Origin of the sequence: Streptomyces sp. A0642, assembly GCF_004795105.1 — a bacterium.
Lineage (GTDB): Bacteria > Actinomycetota > Actinomycetes > Streptomycetales > Streptomycetaceae > Streptomyces.
This window is the reverse complement of sequence record NZ_SSBL01000003.1, coordinates 105345-123625: the sequence shown is the minus strand read 5'-3', so window position 1 is coordinate 123625 and position 18281 is coordinate 105345. Positions and strand designations below refer to the sequence as shown.

Annotated in this window: 19 protein-coding genes; 5 read left to right on the top strand and 14 right to left on the bottom strand. The window is 72.5% G+C overall.

Annotated features, from left to right (window positions below):
• The first annotated feature begins 106 nt into the window (after positions 1 to 106).
• A complete protein-coding gene (locus E6R60_RS07655) occupies positions 107 to 676 on the top strand; it encodes a sigma-70 family RNA polymerase sigma factor (RefSeq protein ID WP_136325675.1) in 570 nt (189 codons plus the stop codon).
• On the opposite strand, the gene E6R60_RS07650 is transcribed toward E6R60_RS07655, so the two are convergent.
• Positions 610 to 807, bottom strand: a complete 198-nt coding sequence (locus E6R60_RS07650) for a zf-HC2 domain-containing protein (RefSeq protein WP_136325674.1) — start codon at positions 805 to 807, stop codon at positions 610 to 612. The genes E6R60_RS07655 and E6R60_RS07650 overlap by 67 nt on opposite strands.
• Before the next feature lie 160 nt (positions 808 to 967).
• On the opposite strand from E6R60_RS07650, the gene E6R60_RS07645 reads away from it, so the two are divergent.
• Positions 968 to 1498, top strand: coding sequence for a hypothetical protein (locus tag E6R60_RS07645; RefSeq protein WP_136325673.1), 531 nt, complete (start codon positions 968 to 970; stop codon positions 1496 to 1498).
• A 30-nt stretch (positions 1499 to 1528) separates the two neighbouring features.
• Here the strand turns inward: E6R60_RS07645 and E6R60_RS07640 are convergent, their stop codons facing one another.
• The 4 genes from E6R60_RS07640 to E6R60_RS07625 form a co-directional block, all read right to left on the bottom strand.
• A complete protein-coding gene (locus tag E6R60_RS07640) occupies positions 1529 to 2719 on the bottom strand; it encodes a histidine kinase (RefSeq protein WP_136325672.1) in 1191 nt (396 codons plus the stop codon).
• Positions 2716 to 4197 carry a cation acetate symporter gene (locus E6R60_RS07635; RefSeq protein ID WP_136325671.1) on the bottom strand — a complete coding sequence of 494 codons (1482 nt, stop codon included), beginning with the start codon at positions 4195 to 4197 and terminating at the stop codon, positions 2716 to 2718. Before E6R60_RS07635 ends, E6R60_RS07640 begins: the two co-directional genes overlap by 4 nt.
• Positions 4194 to 4556 (bottom strand): hypothetical protein, encoded by a 363-nt coding sequence (locus tag E6R60_RS07630; protein WP_136325670.1) that lies wholly within the window; start codon positions 4554 to 4556, stop codon positions 4194 to 4196. The genes E6R60_RS07635 and E6R60_RS07630 overlap by 4 nt, the downstream gene beginning before the upstream one ends.
• 64 nt (positions 4557 to 4620) lie before the next feature.
• Positions 4621 to 5373 carry a LytTR family DNA-binding domain-containing protein gene (locus E6R60_RS07625; protein WP_136325669.1) on the bottom strand — a complete coding sequence of 251 codons (753 nt, stop codon included), beginning with the start codon at positions 5371 to 5373 and terminating at the stop codon, positions 4621 to 4623.
• Positions 5374 to 5591: 218 nt separating this feature from the next.
• Here E6R60_RS07625 and E6R60_RS07620 point away from each other — a divergent pair, with 218 nt between their 5' ends.
• The gene (locus E6R60_RS07620) at positions 5592 to 6272 is read left to right on the top strand and encodes a zf-HC2 domain-containing protein (protein ID WP_240802441.1); all 681 of its coding nucleotides are present in this window, start codon (positions 5592 to 5594) and stop codon (positions 6270 to 6272) included.
• Positions 6273 to 6304: 32 nt separating this feature from the next.
• Here the strand turns inward: E6R60_RS07620 and E6R60_RS07615 are convergent, their stop codons facing one another.
• The 6 genes from E6R60_RS07615 to E6R60_RS07590 all read right to left on the bottom strand — a co-directional run bounded on the left by E6R60_RS07615 (position 6305) and on the right by E6R60_RS07590 (position 13085).
• The gene (locus tag E6R60_RS07615; protein ID WP_136325668.1) at positions 6305 to 7165 is read right to left on the bottom strand and encodes a DNA-formamidopyrimidine glycosylase family protein; all 861 of its coding nucleotides are present in this window, start codon (positions 7163 to 7165) and stop codon (positions 6305 to 6307) included.
• A 33-nt stretch (positions 7166 to 7198) separates the two neighbouring features.
• Positions 7199 to 8056: an amidohydrolase family protein gene (locus E6R60_RS07610; protein WP_136325667.1), complete on the bottom strand. Its 858-nt coding sequence runs from the start codon at positions 8054 to 8056 to the stop codon at positions 7199 to 7201.
• 1 nt (position 8057) lies between these two features.
• Complete coding sequence (locus E6R60_RS07605; protein WP_136325666.1) at positions 8058 to 8369, bottom strand: L-rhamnose mutarotase; 312 nt, start codon at positions 8367 to 8369, stop codon at positions 8058 to 8060.
• 1 nt (position 8370) lies between these two features.
• A complete protein-coding gene (locus tag E6R60_RS07600; protein ID WP_136326002.1) occupies positions 8371 to 9354 on the bottom strand; it encodes an aldo/keto reductase in 984 nt (327 codons plus the stop codon).
• A gap of 130 nt (positions 9355 to 9484) precedes the next feature.
• Positions 9485 to 10876 carry a wax ester/triacylglycerol synthase family O-acyltransferase gene (locus tag E6R60_RS07595; protein ID WP_136325665.1) on the bottom strand — a complete coding sequence of 464 codons (1392 nt, stop codon included), beginning with the start codon at positions 10874 to 10876 and terminating at the stop codon, positions 9485 to 9487.
• Positions 10877 to 11018: 142 nt separating this feature from the next.
• Positions 11019 to 13085 carry a SpoIIE family protein phosphatase gene (locus tag E6R60_RS07590; protein WP_136325664.1) on the bottom strand — a complete coding sequence of 689 codons (2067 nt, stop codon included), beginning with the start codon at positions 13083 to 13085 and terminating at the stop codon, positions 11019 to 11021.
• Between the two features lie 285 nt (positions 13086 to 13370).
• Between E6R60_RS07590 and E6R60_RS07585 the strand changes: the two genes are divergently transcribed.
• Positions 13371 to 14738: an FAD-dependent oxidoreductase gene (locus tag E6R60_RS07585; protein WP_136325663.1), complete on the top strand. Its 1368-nt coding sequence runs from the start codon at positions 13371 to 13373 to the stop codon at positions 14736 to 14738.
• Between the two features lie 61 nt (positions 14739 to 14799).
• On the opposite strand, the gene E6R60_RS07580 is transcribed toward E6R60_RS07585, so the two are convergent.
• The gene (locus tag E6R60_RS07580) at positions 14800 to 15396 is read right to left on the bottom strand and encodes a hypothetical protein (RefSeq protein WP_240802440.1); all 597 of its coding nucleotides are present in this window, start codon (positions 15394 to 15396) and stop codon (positions 14800 to 14802) included.
• 247 nt (positions 15397 to 15643) lie between these two features.
• On the opposite strand from E6R60_RS07580, the gene E6R60_RS07575 reads away from it, so the two are divergent.
• A complete protein-coding gene (locus tag E6R60_RS07575) occupies positions 15644 to 17077 on the top strand; it encodes a carotenoid oxygenase family protein (RefSeq protein WP_136325661.1) in 1434 nt (477 codons plus the stop codon).
• A 2-nt stretch (positions 17078 to 17079) separates the two neighbouring features.
• On the opposite strand, the gene E6R60_RS07570 is transcribed toward E6R60_RS07575, so the two are convergent.
• Entirely contained in the window at positions 17080 to 17532 is a 453-nt protein-coding gene (locus E6R60_RS07570) for a nuclear transport factor 2 family protein (protein WP_136325660.1), read from the bottom strand.
• Positions 17529 to 18107 carry an NAD(P)H-dependent oxidoreductase gene (locus E6R60_RS07565; RefSeq protein WP_136325659.1) on the bottom strand — a complete coding sequence of 193 codons (579 nt, stop codon included), beginning with the start codon at positions 18105 to 18107 and terminating at the stop codon, positions 17529 to 17531. The genes E6R60_RS07570 and E6R60_RS07565 overlap by 4 nt, the downstream gene beginning before the upstream one ends.
• Positions 18108 to 18281 lie beyond the last annotated feature (174 nt).

The window sequence follows — 18281 nt, the reverse complement described above, 5'->3', positions numbered from 1 at the left end:
TCGTCGCACGGGGCCGGGTTTGTCCTGTTCCCCGCGCCGTGAATGCGTTCGTATACGCCAGTCGGCAGCGAGGCGGCAGAAATCTCCGCGGGGAAGGGCGTTCACCATGACCACGACGACGACCGATGAGCGGGCCCTCGCGGATCTGCAGCGTGACCATGGGCCCGCCCTGTTCCACTTCCTGCTCGGTCTGACGTTCGGCGACCGGCAGCGCGCGGAGGACCTCCTCCAGGAGACGCTGGTGCGGGCCTGGCAGCACCCGGAGGCGTTCGACGGCCCGTACGAGTCGATGCGTCCCTGGCTGTTCACGGTCGGGCGCCGGCTGGCGATCGACGCCCGCAGGGCACGGCTGGCCCGGCCGGCCGAGGTCAGCGACGCGGTGCTGGAGAGCGCCCCCGGCCGTGAGGACACCGCGGATTCCGCGGTCGCCGCACTGGATGTGCGCAGGGCGGTCCGCACCCTGAGCCCGGAGCACCGGGCCGTGCTCGTCCAGATCTACTTCCGGGGGCTGAGCGTGAGCGAGACCGCGGAGGTGCTCGGGATACCCGCCGGCACGGTGAAGTCCCGCTCCTACTACGCGCTGCGCGTGCTCTCCCGCCACCTGCCCGGCTACTCCCGCAGGTCCTCCTCGCTGAGCAGCGGCAGCAGGGCCGCCGCCGCCGCCACCTCCACGTAGTCGGCCGCGCACCGGTCGCAGCTCTGCAGATGGCGGGCGACGGTGTGCGCCTCCGCGGCCGGAAGCGCGTCCAGGACGTAGGCGCCGAGCAACTGCCGCATGTGCGGTCCCTCCCCTGGGTCGGCGGTCATCGCATCCTCGTGTCTGTGACGGACCGGGTCCGACGGATCCTGTGCTTCTGGCCACGCGCGGCGCGCTCCCCCGGTTCAATGCTGCGTGTGGGGCCGGTCGGGCCCCGGTCCGCCGGGCAGCCCCCGGCGCGGCCCCGAGAACGGAAAGAGGCGAGACGGGATGCGTCCGGAACGTCATGACGGTGGCGGCGGGAACGGGCTGCTGGTCCCGATGGCCTGGATGTACGCGGAGTACATCGCCGACGAGCTCCTGCGTACCGGCGACCTGATGGAGCCGGCCACGCTGGAGTTCCGGGCGGGGCGCGACGCGCTCGCCCTGACCGTGTTCCTCTCCGACGGTGCGGTGGCCGGGGCGCTGCCCGCCACCCGGGTGGACGAGCTGCGGCTGCTGACGGCGTACGGGACGCCCTGGCGGCGGTGGGTGTGCGAGCGGCTCGACGCCCTGGCGGCGGCGCCCGGCGGCGCGGGCCCCGACCTGACGCTGGCTCGGGCCGCCTGGCGGTGGCTGGAGGAGACCGAGCTGCTGGCGGCCGACCTCGACGCCATCGGCCCGCCGCCCTGGGAGACCCCCGCCGGCCGTGAGGAGGCGGAAGGGCGGGAGGAGCCGGAAGGCCGGGACGCCGTCCAGGTGTGGACGCCGGCCTGGCAGCTGGGACTGCCGCTGGGGCATCTCGCGATCCACCTGTACTGAGTCCGCGCCGGCTCGCGGGCCACGCCCCGCTCAGGAACCGTGCACCCCGGCCCGGTACTTCGGCAGGCGCACGGTGATGCGCATACCGGCGCCGATGCCCGTCTCGATGACGAGTCCGTAGTCGTCCCCGTACACCTGGCGGAGCCGCTCGTCGACGTTGAGCAGTCCGATGCCGGTGGACTTTCCGCCTTCGCCGCGCAGGATGTGGCGCAGGCGCTCGGGATCCATGCCCGTCCCGTCGTCCTCGATGACGACCTCGGCCTCGGAGCCCGCGTCCAGGGCGCTGATGGTGATGCGGCTGGAGGTGACGGCCCCTTCGAGTCCGTGTTTGACGGCGTTCTCGACCAGCGGCTGGAGGCAGAGGAACGGCAGGGCGACGGGCAGCACCTCGGGTGCGACCTGGAGGGTCACCGAGAGGCGTTCACCGAAGCGGGCGCGGACGAGCGCCAGGTACTGGTCGATGGAGTGCAGCTCGTCGGCGAGGGTGGTGAAGTCTCCGTGGCTGCGGAAGGAGTAGCGGGTGAAGTCGGCGAACTCCAGGAGGAGCTCGCGGGCCTGCTCGGGGTCGGTGCGGACGAACGAGGCGATGGCCGCCAGTGAGTTGAAGATGAAGTGCGGGGAGATCTGCGCGCGCAGGGCCCTGATCTCGGCCTCGATGAGCTGGGTGCGCGAGCGGTCGAGTTCGGCGAGTTCCAGTTGCACGCAGACCCAGCGGGCGACCTCGCCCGCGGCCCTCGCCAGGACCGCGGACTCGCGCGGGGCGTACGCGATCAGCGTGCCGAGGACCCGGTGGTCGACGGTGAGCGGCACGGCGACGGCCCAGCGCAACGGGCAGTCGAGGTCGTCGCACTCGCTGCGGAAGGCGGTGTCCCGCCCGCCGGCGAGGACGCCCCGCACCTGGTCCATGACGTGCCGGCCGTGGTGGTCGCCCTCACCGTCCCAGACCAGGACCCGGTCGCGGTCGGTGAGGCACAGGGCGTCGGTGCCGAGCAGCGACCGGAGCCGGCGGGCCGACCTGCGGGCGCTCTCCTCGGTCAGTCCGGCGCGCAGCGGGGGTGCGGCGAGCGAGGCGGTGTGCAGGGTCTCGAAGGTGGCGTGTTCGACCGGTGTGCCGACGTCGCTGGTACGGACGGGGCGCGCGGTGCGCCGGCCGGCCAGCAGGCCGCCCCCGAAGAGCAGCAGCGCGAGGAGCACGATGACGGCGTATCCGGCCCCGGTCACCGGTGCCTCCCCGCGGTCAGCGCCTCGGGCAGATGGAAACGGGTCATCGCGGCGTTCGTGCCGGCGGGTATCCGGCCCGGGGTGGCGAGCGAGACCAGGATCATGGCGAGGAAGCCGACGGGGACGGACCAGACGGCGGGCCAGGCCAGCAGGGCGTGCGGCCAGCCGGGCGGGCGCACCGCCCCGCTGACGGTGATGGCGACGGACAGCAGGGCGGAGCCGCCGCCGAGGACGAGCCCCGCCACGGCCCCCGGCGGGGTGAGCCGGCGCCACCAGATGCCGAGGACCAGCAACGGGCAGAAGGAGGACGCCGACACGGCGAACGCCATCCCGACCGAGTCGGCGACCGGCACCCGGCTGACGACCAGCGAACCGGCGAGCGGGACGGAGATGGCGAGAACGGTGGCCAGCCGGAAGTGCCGTACGCCGCGCGAGGGCAGGACGTCCTGGGTGAGGACACCGGCGACGGCCATGGTCAGTCCGGAGGCGGTCGACAGGAACGCGGCGAAGGCTCCGCCGGCGATGAGCGCGCCGAGCAGATCACCGCCGAGTCCCCCGATGACCCGGCCGGGGAGCAGCAGCACGGCGGCGTCCGCGTCGCCGCCCCGGATGAGCTCGGGTGCGTACAGCCGGCCGAGGGCTCCGTAGACGGGTGGCAGCAGGTAGAAGACGCCGATCAGGGCGAGGACGGCGACGGTGGTGCGGCGGGCGTCGCGGCCGTTGGGACTGGTGTAGAAGCGGACGACGACGTGCGGCAGGCCCATGGTTCCGAGGAACGTCGCGACGATGAGGCCGTACGTGGCGTACAGCGGGTGGTCGGCGCGGAAGACGGAGAGCTGTTCGTCGAAGGTGACGCGGGGCCGTCCGTCGCCCTGCCAGGCGAGCACCAGGAAGACGGCGGGGACGAGGAGCGCGGTCAGCTTCAGCCAGTACTGGAAGACCTGGACGAAGGTGATGGAGCGCATGCCGCCCGCGGCGACGGCGAGGACGACGACGGAGGCGACCAGGACGTCGCCGAGCCAGCCGGGCGCGCCCGTCAGGATCTTGAGGGTGAGTCCGGCGCCCTGGAGCTGCGGGACGAGGTAGAGCCAGCCGGCGCCGACGACGAGGATGCTGACGACTCCGCGCACCTGCCGGGATTCGAGCCGGCCCTCGGCGAAGTCCGGCAGGGTGTACGCCCCCGAGCGGCGCAGCGGCGCGGCGACGAAGACCAGCAGCACCAGATATCCGGCGGTGTATCCGACCGGGTACCAGAGCATGTCCGGGCCGTGGACGAGCACCAGGCCGGCGATGCCGAGGAAGGACGCGGCGGAGAGGTACTCGCCGCTGATCGCGGCCGCGTTGAGGCGGGGCCGTACGGTGCGCGAGGCGACGTAGAAGTCGGAGGTGGTGCGCGAGATGCGCAGCCCGAACCCGCCGACGAGGAGGGTGGCGAGAACGACGGCGGCGACGGCCGCCACCGCGTACGTGCGGCTCACTGTGCGGGGCGGCCTTCCACGAGCCGGGCGAAGTCGCGCTCGTTGCGCTCGGCCCGGCGCACGTACCACCAGGCGAGCAGCGTCAGCGGCGGGTAGGCGGCGAAGCCGAGGACGGCCCAGACGACGGCGGAACTGTGCAGGGCCTCGAAGACCAGGGGCAGGGTGCCGACGACGACGGCGAGGACGGCGAAGGCGGTGAGTCCGGCACGCAGCTGGCTGCGCATCAGGGAGCGGACGTAGGCGCCGCCGAGTGCGGTCTGTTCGTCGATCTCCGACTGGGTGCGGTAGCGCGGCAGCGGACGCACCCGGCGGGGCTCCCCCGTCACCACTTCACGCCGGGGCGTTGGCTCTGCGGACATGGGGCCGGAGTGTACGCAGCACCCGTCCTCGCTGGGAAGGGGTCCGGGCGCGGGTAGACGCTGGTCAGCGGCCGGTCTGCCGCATCAGCAGATCCCGCAGCGCGCGGGTGTGGCGGCGGCTGACGGCCAGCGAGGCGGTGCCGATGCGCACGCTCATGCTGCCCGCGTCCAGGCGCAGTTCGTCGATCCGGCCGAGGGCCACGAGGTGGCGGCGGTGGATGCGCACGAATCCGCGGGTGCGCCAGCGTTCCTCCAGGGTGGTCAGGGGGACGCGGACGAGGTGGCTGCCGGTGTCGGTGTGCAGCCGGGCGTAGTCGCCCTGGGCCTCGGCGTACGCGATGTCGTCGATCGGGATGAAGCGGATGACGCCGCCGAGTTCGACGGGGATCTGGTCGTGGTTGGTGTCGTGGACGGGCGCGGAGCGGCCGCCGACCTGTTCGGCGACGCGGCGCACCGCCTCGGCGAGGCGTTCGCGGCGCACGGGCTTGAGGACGTAGTCGACGGCCTTGAGGTCGAAGGCGTGCACGGCGAAGCCCTCGTGGGCGGTGACGAAGACGATGAGCGGGGGCGCGGCGAACCCGGCCAGCAGCTGGGCGACGTCGAGTCCGGTGAGGCCCGCCATGTGGATGTCGAGGAAGACGACGTCGATGGCGGCGGGGTCGTCGGGACCGGCGTCGACGGCACTGCCGATGCGCCGCAGCGCCTCGGTGGCGCCGGTGGCTCCCTCGGCGCTGCGGATCCGGGGATCGGCGCGCAGGAGGTACAGGAGTTCCTCCAGGGCGGGTTCTTCGTCGTCGACGGCGAGTACGCGGAGCATGAGGCCGGAGTTTAGACCGGCCGTCTCATGGGGGGTGGGTGAAGGAGCGGGGCTGGGTGCGTGCGGCTGCAAGGCGGAGGATCGAGGCAGGGCGGTGGGGGCGTCCTCCCCTGCGCGAGCGAAGCCGAAGGTTGGGGGAGCGCGCGCCCGGCCCCGCGACGCCGCCCCCGGGAGCCGGCCGGCCCGAGGGCTGCGCGAGCCGACGCGGAGGGGCGGTGGTGAGTGATTCACGGGCTGTTTCCGTACGGGAGGGCATGTGCAGCCCGCAGCACCGCCGCGATGTCGGCGCCTATGCCCTGGGCGTCCTCGGCCCCGCCGACGCCTTCCGTTTCGAGGAGCATCTGGAGGGCTGTCCCCTGTGTGCGGGCGGGATGGTGGAGTTCGGCGGGGTGGCGGCCGTCCTCGGACGGTACGCCCGGCTGACACCGCCGGGCGTCGACCCCGTGGTGGCCGCCGGTCCGGAGCTGGTGCGGCGGGCCGTGGGGGCGGTCGCGGCCGGGCGGGTCAGAGCACGGCGACGGCGGAGCGCCCTGGGAGCGGCTGCCGTGGTGCTCGCGGTCGGGGCGCCGTTCGCCCTTCCCGGCGGGGGCCCGGGCGCCGAGCGGTGGACGGCCACGGACCGGGGCTCGGGGATGACGGCCGTCGTGATCGCGGGGGCGCGCGAGTGGGGCGCCGACGTGGGCCTGGAGGTGTCGGGGGCGCCGGAGCGGGGGGTGTGCGCGCTGGTCGCGGTGGGTCGGGACGGGGAGGAGGAGACCGTCGCGACCTGGTCGTCGGCCGGCCCGGGCGGTGAACCGCTGCGGGTGAGCGGCGGCGCGGCCCTGCGGCCCGGGGCCATCGACCGGTTCGAGGTGCGCACGGCGTCGGGGCGGCAACCGCTCCTGCGGCTCACCCGCTGAGCGGGGCGGCCGAGGACGAGGGGCCGAGCGCCCTATTTGAGCAGCTTGGAGAGTCTGCGGTCGGCGAGTGTTCTGCCGCCCGTCTGACAGGTCGGGCAGTACTGGAGCGAGGAGTCGCTGAAGGACACCTCGCGGATGGTGTCCCCGCAGACCGGGCACGCCTCGCCGGTGCGCCCGTGGACGCGCATGCCGCTCTTCTTCTCCGCCTTGAGCCGTCCCGCGGCCAGGCCGCTGGAGCGGGCGACGGCGTCGTTCAGCGTGGTGCGCAGCGCCGTGTGGAGCGTGGTGATCTCCTCGTCGGTGAGGTGCGCGGTGAGTTTGAACGGGGACATCTTCGCGACGTGCAGGATCTCGTCGCTGTACGCGTTGCCGATGCCGGCGATCAGCGACTGGTCGCGCAGGGCGCCCTTGATCTGACGCCGTTCGCCCTCCAGTAGGGAGGCGAACGCGTCCCGGTCGAAGGACGGGTCGAGCGGGTCGGGCCCGAGGCGGGCCACGCCGGGGATCTCGGCCGGGTCGTGGACCAGGTAGACGGCGAGGCGCTTGGTGGTCCCGGCCTCGGTCAGGTCGAAGCCGTCGCCGGTGGTGAGGACGGTACGCAGGGCCAGGGGGCCCTTGCCCGGGCGTGGCGGAGCGGCGGGGAAGCCGTCCTGCCAGCGGAGCCATCCCGCCCGGGCGAGGTGGGTGACCAGGTGCAGCGGGCCGACGGCGATGTCGAGGAACTTCCCGTGCCGCCGGACGCCGGTGACCGTGCCGCCGTGCAGGGCGGTGAGCGGGGGGTCGTACGTCTTCAGGACGCTGATGGCGAGCGGCAGCACGCGGTCGATCTCCCTGCCGACCAGGTGGTCGTCGAGGAAGACCCGCAGGGCTTCGACTTCCGGCAGTTCGGGCATGGTTCCAGCCTGCCGCAGCCCTCGCCCCGGCGCCTACCGAAGGCCGTACACGCGCTCGGCGGTGGTGGCGAGGACGGCGTCCCTCTCGTCGTCGGCGAGGCCGTCCAGGAGCAGCAGCGCCGTCTCGACGACCTCGGTGTACGTCGCCGCGAGCCGGCACACCGGCCAGTCCGAGCCGAACATCAGCCGGCCGGGCCCGAAGGCGTCGAGGACGGTGGCGGCGTACGGGCGCAGGTCTTCGACGGTCCAGTCGTGCGGGTCGGCCTCGGTGACCAGGCCGGAGAGTTTGCACACGGTGTTGGGCAGGGCGGCGAGCGCCCGCAGGTGAACGGCCCAGGGGTGTGTCCGCCCGGCGGCGACGGGAGGCTTTCCCGCATGGTCCAGTACGAAGGTGAGGCCGGGCAGCAGTTCGGCCGCCCGGACGGCGGCGGGCAGCTGGTGGGGCTGGACCACCAGGTCGTAGACGAGTCCGGCACCGGCCACGGCGGCCAGCGAGCGCTGGACGTCCGGGCGCAGCAGCCAGCGGGGGTCGGCCTCGCCCTGGACCTGGTGGCGCAGGGAGACGAGCCGGTCGCCGCCGGGGAGCTCGCGCAGGGCGGCCAGGGTGTCGGCTGTGTCCGGGGCGGTGAGGTCGGTCCAGCCCACGACGCCGGCGACCAGGTCGCTGTCGTGGGCGAGCGCGAGGAACTCGGGGGTTTCTTCCGGGACGGTGACGGTCTGGACGAGCACGGTCGCGCACACCCCGTTGGCGCGGGCCTCCGGCTCCAGGTCGGCGAGGGTGAAGTCGCGTCGCAGGGGAGCCAGTTCCTCCCCGGTGATCCAGTCCTGGTCACGTACCGACAAGTCCCATACGTGGTGATGGGCGTCGACGATGCGGGGGCGGCCGGTCATCTCACAGCTCCCAGGCGACCGGGAGGCCCGCTTCGGCGCCGTGGGAGGAGTAGTCGTGCGAGACGTCGAGGAGTTCGTCCATTCCGGCCTGCCAGGCGACGTTGACGGGGAGCTGCTCGAGTTCGGCCAGGAGCCGGGCGTAGTCGTCGCACTCGATGACGTGGAACAGGTCGGTGCCGCTGCGCCAGATCGTCCAGGAGGTGGCGCCTGCCGCGCGGATCGCCCGGGTGAGTTCGGCGGGGACCTCGCGGTGCGCGGCCTCGTACTCGGCTATGCGGTCCGCACGGACCTTGGTGTGCAGGGCGATACGCATGTCAGTGTCCGTTCTCGGTCAGCAGGCCCTCGGCGCGCAGGTCGTCCCAGAGGGCGTCGGGGATCTCCCGGCGGAGGAGGGCGGCGGCGTCGCGCACCTCGTCGGGTGACCGCGTGCCGACGAGCACGCAGGCGACCGCGGGGTGGGCGAGCGGGTAGTGCAGGGCGGCGGCGCGCAGGGGCACGCCGTGGCCCTCGGCGACGGCCTTCAGGCGCAGGGCCCGGTCGAGGAGGTGCGGCGGTGCGGCGGCGTAGTCGTACGGGGCGCCGGGGCGCGGGTCGGCGAGGAGGCCGGAGTTGAAGACACCGCCGACGACGACGCTGCGGCCGCGGGCAGCCGCCGCGGGCAGCAGATCGTTCAGCGCGGACTGGTCGAGGAGGGTGTGGCGGCCGGCGCACAGCACCACGTCGGCGTCGGTCTCGACGACGAAGCGGGTGAGCATCGCGGTCTGGTTCATGCCGGCGCCGATGGCCCCGATCACCCCTTCGGCCCGCAACTTCTCCAGCTCGGGGTAGGCCTCACCGAATGCGGCTTCCGCGTGGTCGTCCGGGTCGTGGAGGTAGACGATGTCGATGCGGTCGAGGCCGAGGCGTTCCAGGCTGTCCTCGATGCTGCGGCGGACACCGGCGGCGCTGAAGTCCCAGCGCCTGCGGTGCGTGGCGGGGACGGCGAAGCCCTCGGAGAGCGCTGCGGCCGGGGCGTCCCCGGCATCGGGCAGCGGGTCGAGCACGCGGCCCGCCTTCGTGGACACGACGTACGCGTCGCGGGGCCGGCCGCGCAGGGCTTCGCCGAGCCGTCGTTCGGAGAGCCCGAGTCCGTAGTGCGGCGCGGTGTCGAAGTAGCGGACGCCCTCGTCCCAGGCGGCATCGACGGCGGCGGCGGCCTGCGCGGGCTCCACGGCGCTGAAGAGATTGCCGATGGCGGCCGCCCCGAACGCCAGCTGGGTGACCTCGACCGTGCTGTTTCCCAGCCTGTTGCGCCGCATGTGGCCGCCGCCCTCCCCGAAGATCGCTTCCTGCACACAGCGAATATTCATCGGATCACTTGGGTGCGTCAACACCTGCGAAAGGAGAAGGCTCGGAACATTCCGGTTATCCGTCCGATCTATAACCGGGTCAGCCCAGGGGGAGCAGCGCGAGCAGACCGGCCACCTCCTCCTCGGCGCACCGCCCGAGCCGCTCCAGATCGGGCAGTGCCTTGCCGTCGGCCACCAGCCCGATCTGCACCGTTGAGCCGTACGTGGTCAGCGCGACGGCCAGGGACTGGCCGCGGGCCAGCGGTGCCATCGGGTAGAGGGCGCGCAGCGGGCAGCCGCCGAGGGAGAGGGCCGAGCGCGGCAGCGGCACGCTGGTGACCAGCACGTCGAAGAGCATCCGGGCGGCGTTCCCGGCGAGGGGCGCGCCGAAGCGGTGGGCCAGCGACGGCAGCTGGTCGGCGAGGACCGCGACCGCGCCGGCCCCGCGCAGCGGACCGGCGGACTTGTTGCGGTCCATGGCCCCGCGGACGGCCCGCAGCCGTTCCCAGGGGTCGGGTTCGGAGACGGGGAGGCCCAGCAGATAGGCGGAGAGCCGGTTGCCGTGGGCCGCGGCCGCGCCGACCGGGCGGCGCCGGGAGACGGGGACCAGCGCGCGCGGGTCGGAACCGGGCAGGGGTTCGCCGCGCTCCAGCATCCAGCGGCGCAGCGCGCCCGCGACGACCGCGAGCAGCACGTCGTTGCTCGTGCCGCCGACCGCCCGGCGGATGCGCCGCACGGCTTCGAGGTCGAGGTCGGCCGTGGCCAGGCGCCGGGTGCCGGAGGAGCTGGCGCTGAGGGCCGGTGCGCCGCGCAGGTCGAGGCGGCTCGCGCGTACCAGTGACGCGCCGACGCCGAAGGCCCGGCCGAGGTCCTCGATCCGGCCGAGGGCGATTCCGGCGACCTGGCGGGGGCCGGGCATCCAGGAGCGCGGTGGCACGGGGCGGACCCGCCCGGCCGCCGGTCCCGGCCGGCTCCGGCCCGTGACCGAGGCGATCTCGTCGAAGATCCCGGCTCCGATGGCGACCGCGCGCATGCCGTCGGCGAGCGCGTGGTGGAGCTTGACGAGCACGGCGAAGGGGCCGTCCGGGGCGCCGTCGATGAGGTACATCTGCCAGGGCGGCAGGCCGCGGCGCAGCGGCTGCTCCATCAGCTCGCCCGCCAGCAGGGTGGCCGCCGTCATGAAACCGGCCTCGCCCTCACCGGCGGTCGCCGCCTCGGACAGGCGCACCCGCTTGACGTGCCGGTGGACGTCGAAGTCCTTGTCCACCGACCACGCCGCTCCCCCGACGGGCAGGAGCACGTCGCGCACCCTCATCCGCAGGCGGGGGATCGCGGCGGCCCGAGTGCCGAGCAACTCGAGAAGTCCGTCGGGGCCGGGCGCCGGGTCACCGCCCGGCGCGAAGACGGCGAGCGCGCCCAGGTGCATGGGGTGCGCGTCGGACTCGAGGTGCCAGAAGGCCAGATCGAGAGGTGCCAGTAGCTCAGTGCCCAACGGGTCCTCATGTCATGGAAGACGAAGACTGACAGATCGCAGTCAATCTCTCGCGGTCGGTTACGGTCAAGGACAGACATGTTACGTTCTGTTACTAGCGGGTAGTGCTCTCTCCCCGCCGACGCAGGCCCCCTTCACCGGATCAGTCGCGTGGCGGGATGACGAATTCGCACCAGACGCACTTGCCCGTGCCGCGGGACTCGACGCCCCAGGCGTCCGCCAGCCGGTCGACGAGCATCAGACCTCGGCCCGAGACCCCCGCGTCGCCCGCGTCCCGGCGGCGGGGCAGTGCGCTGGAGCGGTCCTCGACGTCGACGCGCAGACGGCGCTCCGGCCCGGTGAGCACCCGGATGGTGACGATCGCACCGCCGTCGGTGTGCATCAGGGCGTTGGTCGTCAGCTCGTCGGCGGCGAGTTCCACCTCGTCGGCCCGGCCCTTCGCGCCCCAGGCGCGCACCGCCGCGCGGATCATGTGTCTCGCCGAGCTGAGCGCCTCCGGGTCGTTCTGCGCCACGTGCTGCTGGAGGCGGCCGCCGGGCTGCGGCGCATGGGCGGCCTTGCGGCGCAGCAGCAGCACGGCCACGTCGTCCTCCCCGCCGCGTTCGTCGACCGACGCGCAGAGCCGGTCGGCCAGCCGCTGGAGGTCCTGGGGGCCGTTCCCGATCATGGCGGTGAGCAGGTGCACGCCCTCGTCGAGGTCGGCTCCCGGCAGCTCCACCAGGCCGTCGGTGAACAGCACCATGGTCTGCCCGGGGTCCAGCTCGACCGTGCTGACGGGATACTCCAGCCGCCCGAACTCGGCGGAGAGCCCCAGCGGCAGCCCTCCTTCGACCAGGACCTTGCGGCTGCTGCCGTCGGCGTCGCGCACCAGGGGGTCGACGTGGCCCGCCCTGACCATCTGGACCACCCCGGTGGTCAGGTCGGTCTCGGCGTAGATGCAGGTCGCGAAGCGGTCGGTGTCCAGCTCGTGCAGGAAGACGGAGGCCCGCGCCATGACGGTCGCGGGGCTGTGGCCCTCGGCCGCGTACGCGCGCAGCACGATGCGGAGCTGTCCCATGACGGCGGCGGCGTGCGTGTCGTGGCCCTGGACGTCCCCGATGACGGCGCCGACCCGGCCGCCGGGCAGCGGGATGACGTCGTACCAGTCGCCGCCGATGTCCCGGCCGAGCCTCGCCGACCGGTAGCGCACGGCGATCTCCGCGCCCGGAACCTCGGGGACGCGGCGCGGCAGCATGGCCTGCTGGAGCCCCTCGGCGAGGTCGTGCTCCTGCTCGTACAGCATGGCGCGCTGGAGGCTCTGGGCGATGGAGCTGCCGAGGGCGAGCAGCAGATTGCGCTCGTCGCCGGTGAACCCGTTCTTGTCGCTGTAGAGCAGCCCGAGTGCGCCGATCGGGCGCGCCTGGGCGATCAGCGGCAGGTAGGCCGCGCAGGTGATGCCGAGGTGGCTGATATGGGGCCACAGGACCGGATACGAAGCGGCGAAGTCCTCGGCGGACTCGATGAAGCGTGGGCCGAGCGTGCGCACGACCTCGCTCATGGGGTACTGCTCGTCCGTCCGCGTGTACCGGGTGCCGGGCACGAAGGCTCCCTCGGGCCCGTCGGCCACGAGGTGGATGCGCCCGGCCTCGATCAGTCCCATGACCAGGCTGGTGGCCCCCAGGTGCGCCAGCCCCTGGGAGTTCTTGAGCACGTCGATGACGTCCTTGACGGTACGGGCGTGGGCCAGCGCGGCCGTCGTGGCGTCCACCAGACTGGTCTGCCGCCTCCGCTCCTCGTCCAGCTCGCGCCGGGCGGTGGACTCGGCCAGTTCCTGGGTGGCGTCCCGGATGATGCCGATGATGCGGCGCGGGCGCCCGGTGGCGTCGCGGCGGACGAAGCCCTGGGTGTGCGTCCACTGCGGGGTGCCGTCACGCCGGACCATGCGGAAGTAGGCCCCGTAGTTGCTCCGGCCGGACTTGAGCGCCTGGGTGACCATGGCGTCGAGACGCATGCTCTCGTCCGGCGGGACCCGCGCCGCGAGCGTCGTCGGCTTGTCGTCGTACTCGTCGGCCCGCATGTCGAACACGTCGAGGGCCGCCTGGTCCATGTGCATGAGGCCGCTGTCGAGATCCCAGTCGAAGCTGCCCATGCGGTTCAGGGCGAGACTGAGGTCCGGGTGGGCCGGCCAGTCGTCCGGGAGTGACAGGGCACGCGTTACCCGATCATCCATGCGGGTAACTCTGCCATCATTTGTCCGATTCTTCGAGCGAGCCGTCCACCAGGTGAACGTGCGATGGAACACATTTCCGAGCTGCTCGGCGTGGGCGTTTCCCCGGTGATTCCGCGGGATTCCCGGGGCGGGCAAAGGTGCGGGGCACCGGATATCGCCGCAGAACGCCGACCCGCTCCGAAAGCGGGCAGGGACAGCGGCTAACGTGTGCGTCGGGGCGGAGTAAGCCAAGCCTTACCACGGCCCGCCCCGCCCCTGCTCGCCCGTCCTAAGGAACAGCCCTCCATGACACGCCCCGTCCGCGTAGCCATAGTCGGAGCCGGCCCCGCCGGGATCTACGCAGCGGACGCGCTGCTCAAATCCGAGGCCGCCGCCGCCCCGGGCGTCTCCATCGACCTGTTCGAGCGGATGCCCGCGCCCTTCGGCCTGATCCGTTACGGCGTAGCCCCCGACCACCCGCGGATCAAGGGCATCGTGCAGGCCCTTCACCAGGTCCTGGACAAGCCCCAGATCCGGCTCTTCGGCAACGTCGACTACCCGAACGACATCGGTCTGGACGAGCTGCGGACCTTCTACGACGCCGTGATCTTCTCCACCGGCGCCGACGCCGACCGCGCCCTCGACATACCGGGCAGCGACCTGGACGGCTCGCACGGCGCCGCCGAGTTCGTCTCCTGGTACGACGGGCACCCGGACGTGGCGCGCACCTGGCCGCTGGAGGCCGAGAAGGTCGCCGTGCTGGGTGTCGGCAACGTGGCTCTGGACGTCGCCCGCATCCTCGCCAAGACCGCCGACGAACTGCTGCCGACCGAGATCCCCGCCAACGTCTACGAGGGCCTGAAAGCCAACAAGGCGCTGGAGGTGCACGTCTTCGGGCGCCGCGGCCCCGCCCAGGCCAAGTTCAGCCCGATGGAGCTGCGGGAGCTCGACCACTCCCCGAACATCGAGGTCATCGTCAACCCCGAGGACATCGACTACGACGCGGGCTCGATCGAGACCCGCCGCGGGAACAAGCAGGCCAACATGGTGGCCTCCACGCTGGAGAACTGGGCCATCCGCGACGTCGGCGACCGCCCGCACAAGCTCTTCCTGCACTTCTTCGAGTCCCCCGTGGAGATCCTCGGCGAGGACGGCAGGGTCGTCGGCCTGCGCACCGAGCGCACCGAGCTGGACGGCACCGGAAACGTGAAGGGCACCGGCCGCTTCCACGACTGGGACGTGCAGAGCGTCTACCGAGCGGTCGGCTACTACTCGCAGGAGCTGCCCAAGCTTCCGTTCGACGTCGCGTCCGGCACGGTTCCGCACGCCGCGGGGCGGGTGCTCGCCGGCGGCGAGCCGATGGAGTCGGTGTACGTCACGGGCTGGATCAAGCGCGGCCCCATCGGCCTGATCGGGCACACGAAGGGCGACGCCAACGAGACGGTCGCCTGCCTGCTGGAGGACCACACCACCGGCAGGCTGCCCGCCCCGGCTCAGCCCGATCCGGCGGCCGTGACCGAGTTCCTGGAGTCCCGAGGCGTCCGCTACACCACCCGCGAGGGGTGGTACCGCCTGGACGCACACGAGCGGGCGCTCGGCGAGGCCCAGGGCCGCGAACGGGTGAAGGTCGTGGAGCGCGACGCCATGCTGGACGCCTCGGAGCCCGGCAACTGACGACTCCGTGACGACGAGGCCCCCGGGTCTCCCTTGAACGGGAGACCCGGGGGCCTCGTCGTCACGGTCCGGCGGACATGCTCCGGGACCGCTCGCGCACCCGGTCCGGATAGCGCTCCGTGAACCGGACCGCGAGGACCAACAGCGCGGCGGGGATGACCCAGTTGAACCAGTCCGCGCCGGACGAGGTGTGCACCGCGAGCAGGCCCAGCAGCGCGGTGGCGACGAAGACCCCTCCCCAGAGCAGGGTCAGCACCCGGTTCGCATGCCGGAAGGCCGGCGATCCCCACACCTCGCGAGGCGTGGTCTCGCGCGCGTACTGCTCGGTGAACGGAACGAACGCCAGCGAGCCCAGCGCCACCACCGCGATCACGGAGCTCGACAGGACCTGGGCGTACCTCTCCAGCCAGAGGAGATCCTGGCGGTCCAGGAAGAGCGCCAGGAGGCTCAGCACGGCGAAGAACGCGATGCCGGCGACCTCCAGCACCTTGAAGGAACCCCGGCGTAGGTCGGGGAGATTGAGCACCACCGAGGCCACGAGGCCCGCCAGTGCGGCGAACTCCCAGGTACTGGGGGCCGCGATCACATCGAAGATGATCCACGGGGCGAACGCGTAGAACAGATTCCCGGTCCGCCGCCCGGAATTGGTTTGAGCCACCGGACACCTCCGGGGCATGTCCCACGGCACCCTGCCGCTTCCTCCATGGTGAAGCCGACCGCGGACCGGCGCATCTCTGCGTCCCCGGCCCGCCGTGCAGCGGGATCTCCGCGCCCCCGGCCGGGCCCGCCGTGCAGCCAGATCCACGCGGCCCCGGCCCGCTTTGCGGCGGACCCCGGCCGGGGATTGAATGAAGGATCGGCACGTTCCAGGTGCAGTGGTCACACGCCCGGTGAGGGAGGCCACCATGACCGCACAGGCCCAGCACGCATTCGACCCGGCCCGCGTCGTCCATCTGTCCGGCCGCTTCGCCCCGGTGACCGAAGAGGTCGACGAGGCCGGACTGCAGGTGGTGGGCGAACTTCCGGACGAACTCGACGGGTTGTTCCTGCGCAACGGGCCCAATCCCCGCTTCAGCCCGATCGGTTCGTTCCTCTATCCGGTCGACGGGGACGGCATGCTGCACGGGGTGTGGATCTCCGGCGGGCAGGCCCGTTACCGCAATCGCTTCGTCCGCACACCCGCCGTGCTGGCCGAGGAGCGCGCGGGACGGGCGCTGTGGGGCGGAATCGAGTCCATGATCATGCCTCAGGTGCCCGACGTGGCACCGGAGCTGGCCGGTACGCTCCGGGATCTTCCCGACATCAACGTGGTGCGCCACGCCGGACGTCTGCTGGCACTCGCCGAATCCGACTGCCCCTTCCTGATCACGCCGGAGCTGGAGACGGCCGGGAAGGAGACGTTCGGCGGAGCGCTGCCGGCCGGCATCACCGCACACCCGAAGATCGATCCGGTCACCGGCGAGATGCTGGTCTTCTGCTACGGCCTCGAACCGCCCTACCTCACCTGGGCGGCCATCGATCCCCGCGGCTCCGTCGTCCGCGGCCCCACGGTGATAGACGGCGTCGGTGAACCGATGATGATCCACGACATGGCGCTCACCGCCCGGTACCTCGTGATCGTGCTGGCGCCGGTGTTCTTCGACTTCGCCGCCGCGATGAGGGGTGGATCCATGATCGACTGGCGGCCGGAGCGCGGCACCCGCGTGGCTCTGGTCCCCCGCGACGGAGGGCCGGTGCGATGGGCGTCCGACGAGGCCTTCTGGCTGTGGCACACGGTCAACGCGTACGACACCGAGCCGGACGGCGGTGACGTGGTGCTGGACTACGTGCAGTGGTCCCGCCTCTCCCTGGGCGCGCCCGACGCTTCGCGGGGCCCCAACGACTCCGGTCTGGTACGCGCGGTCATCGATCCCGTGGCGGGCACGATGCACCGGACCATGCTGGACGACGCCAGGATGGAACTCCCGCGCACGGACGACCGTTTGATCGGCCGACGGCACCGACAGCTGGCGGTGGCGGCGGACTCCGGGAACCCGGATCTCCTCCCGGGCGAGTTCGACGCACTGCGCTGGTACGACGGCAGGGACGCGTCGGGGTCGAGTGCGGTGTGGCGGGCCGGGGATCTGTCCGTCGGCGAGCCGGTCTTCGCCCCCTCGCCGGGCACCGCGCCCGGCGAGGGCGGCCACTGGATGACGTACGCCACCGACCGCACCGACGACAGCAGCTGGCTCCTCGTGATCCCCGCCGATGATCCCGCATCCGGCCCGGTGGCCCGGGTGCGGATCCCGGTGCGGGTCCCGCTCGGGCTCCATGGGAACTGGTTGCCCACCCAGGAGTGAGGTCATCCGCCAGGAGTCCCGGCGAGTGGCGTCGTATCGCTGTAGCGAATCTCGTACGTACGTTCGGTGAAGCGCCAGCCATCCGGGGTTCGCCGGTAACGATCGTGGTAGATCCCGTAGTTGACGTGCGAGGCGCCACCCCGGATCCGGATGACTTCGCAGAGACAGGCACGGCCGGTCGCGGTGTCTCCCGAGAGGAGGACGACCCCGGGGTGGACCGTCTGGACGAAGACCTCGAAGCCCGCCTCGCGTTGCCGCCCGAGGGCCCGGATGCCCTCGCGGCCGACGGCCTCGATGCCGGCGTCCGGGATGCGGACCACGCCGTCCGGCACGAAGAGCGAGGCGAGCCGGTCGTGGTCGTTCATCATCGCCGCGTCCGTGAACTCCGCGCGGAGCGCCTCGATCCCGACCCGGTCCCTCAGCTCGGCCGATTCCCCCGTCACCGACTCGCTCATGACACGACCGCCGCACGGGAGCTCCGTACCGGCTCGAGCGCCGTGGTCCAGGCGACGAGGCGGTCGAGCAAGGCGTCCAGCGAGCGCGCCCCGGACTCGCCCGGAGTGAACACCGTGAAGTCCTGGAAGTCCGTGGCCAGATGGAGGGAGACCTGGGCCGGCACGTCGGCGAGTCCGAGCGGGCCGCAGAGCTGCCGCAGCTGGGCCGCGGACCCGGTGCCGCCGACGACCCCGTAGGAGACGATTCCGGCGGCCTTGTCGGCCCAGCCGGCGTGGACGAAGTCGATGGCGTTCTTGAGCGCGCCGGGCAGTTGGGTGTTGTACTCCGGCGTGACGAACACGAACCCGTCGAGGGCGTCGACGGTGCGGACCCAGGCCTGTGCGCCGGGGCCGCCGGTTCCGCCCATGGCGGGAGGAACCTCCTGATCGAAGAGCGGAAGCCGGAACTCGGCGAGATCGACGAGCTCGAACGCGGCGTCGGACCTCCGCGCCGCGACTTCGTGGACCCACCCGGCCACCTGCGGGCCGATCCGTCGCGGCCGGGTACTGCCGATGATGATGCCGATCCTGGTCATGATGCGTTCTCCTGCCGCGATGTCCTGAGGCGTACGGCCGGCACGCGGTCACCTGTGTGATCCGGCCACTGTGCCGACACCCCATCGACGCGGCAGCGGCCTCGATCGTCAGGGCGGCGGCCACATCCGTCGCCGTCTGACATCGGCGCCGCCTGATCCGTCGTACCGGGGGGA

What these genes read in the sequence shown, in the direction of transcription:
- E6R60_RS07600 (WP_136326002.1), bottom strand. Translation starts at nt 9,354, where the DNA reads ATGCGGCGCAACAGGCTGGGAAACAGCACGGTCGAGGTCACCCAGCTG.
- E6R60_RS07645 (WP_136325673.1), top strand. Translation starts at nt 968, where the DNA reads ATGCGTCCGGAACGTCATGACGGTGGCGGCGGGAACGGGCTGCTGGTC.
- E6R60_RS07565 (WP_136325659.1), bottom strand. Translation starts at nt 18,107, where the DNA reads ATGACCAGGATCGGCATCATCATCGGCAGTACCCGGCCGCGACGGATC.
- E6R60_RS07615 (WP_136325668.1), bottom strand. Translation starts at nt 7,165, where the DNA reads ATGCCCGAACTGCCGGAAGTCGAAGCCCTGCGGGTCTTCCTCGACGAC.
- E6R60_RS07590 (WP_136325664.1), bottom strand. Translation starts at nt 13,085, where the DNA reads ATGGATGATCGGGTAACGCGTGCCCTGTCACTCCCGGACGACTGGCCG.
- E6R60_RS07570 (WP_136325660.1), bottom strand. Translation starts at nt 17,532, where the DNA reads ATGAGCGAGTCGGTGACGGGGGAATCGGCCGAGCTGAGGGACCGGGTC.
- E6R60_RS07610 (WP_136325667.1), bottom strand. Translation starts at nt 8,056, where the DNA reads ATGACCGGCCGCCCCCGCATCGTCGACGCCCATCACCACGTATGGGAC.
- E6R60_RS07585 (WP_136325663.1), top strand. Translation starts at nt 13,371, where the DNA reads ATGACACGCCCCGTCCGCGTAGCCATAGTCGGAGCCGGCCCCGCCGGG.
- E6R60_RS07655 (WP_136325675.1), top strand. Translation starts at nt 107, where the DNA reads ATGACCACGACGACGACCGATGAGCGGGCCCTCGCGGATCTGCAGCGT.
- E6R60_RS07575 (WP_136325661.1), top strand. Translation starts at nt 15,644, where the DNA reads ATGACCGCACAGGCCCAGCACGCATTCGACCCGGCCCGCGTCGTCCAT.
- E6R60_RS07605 (WP_136325666.1), bottom strand. Translation starts at nt 8,369, where the DNA reads ATGCGTATCGCCCTGCACACCAAGGTCCGTGCGGACCGCATAGCCGAG.
- E6R60_RS07625 (WP_136325669.1), bottom strand. Translation starts at nt 5,373, where the DNA reads ATGCTCCGCGTACTCGCCGTCGACGACGAAGAACCCGCCCTGGAGGAA.
- E6R60_RS07650 (WP_136325674.1), bottom strand. Translation starts at nt 807, where the DNA reads ATGACCGCCGACCCAGGGGAGGGACCGCACATGCGGCAGTTGCTCGGC.
- E6R60_RS07630 (WP_136325670.1), bottom strand. Translation starts at nt 4,556, where the DNA reads ATGTCCGCAGAGCCAACGCCCCGGCGTGAAGTGGTGACGGGGGAGCCC.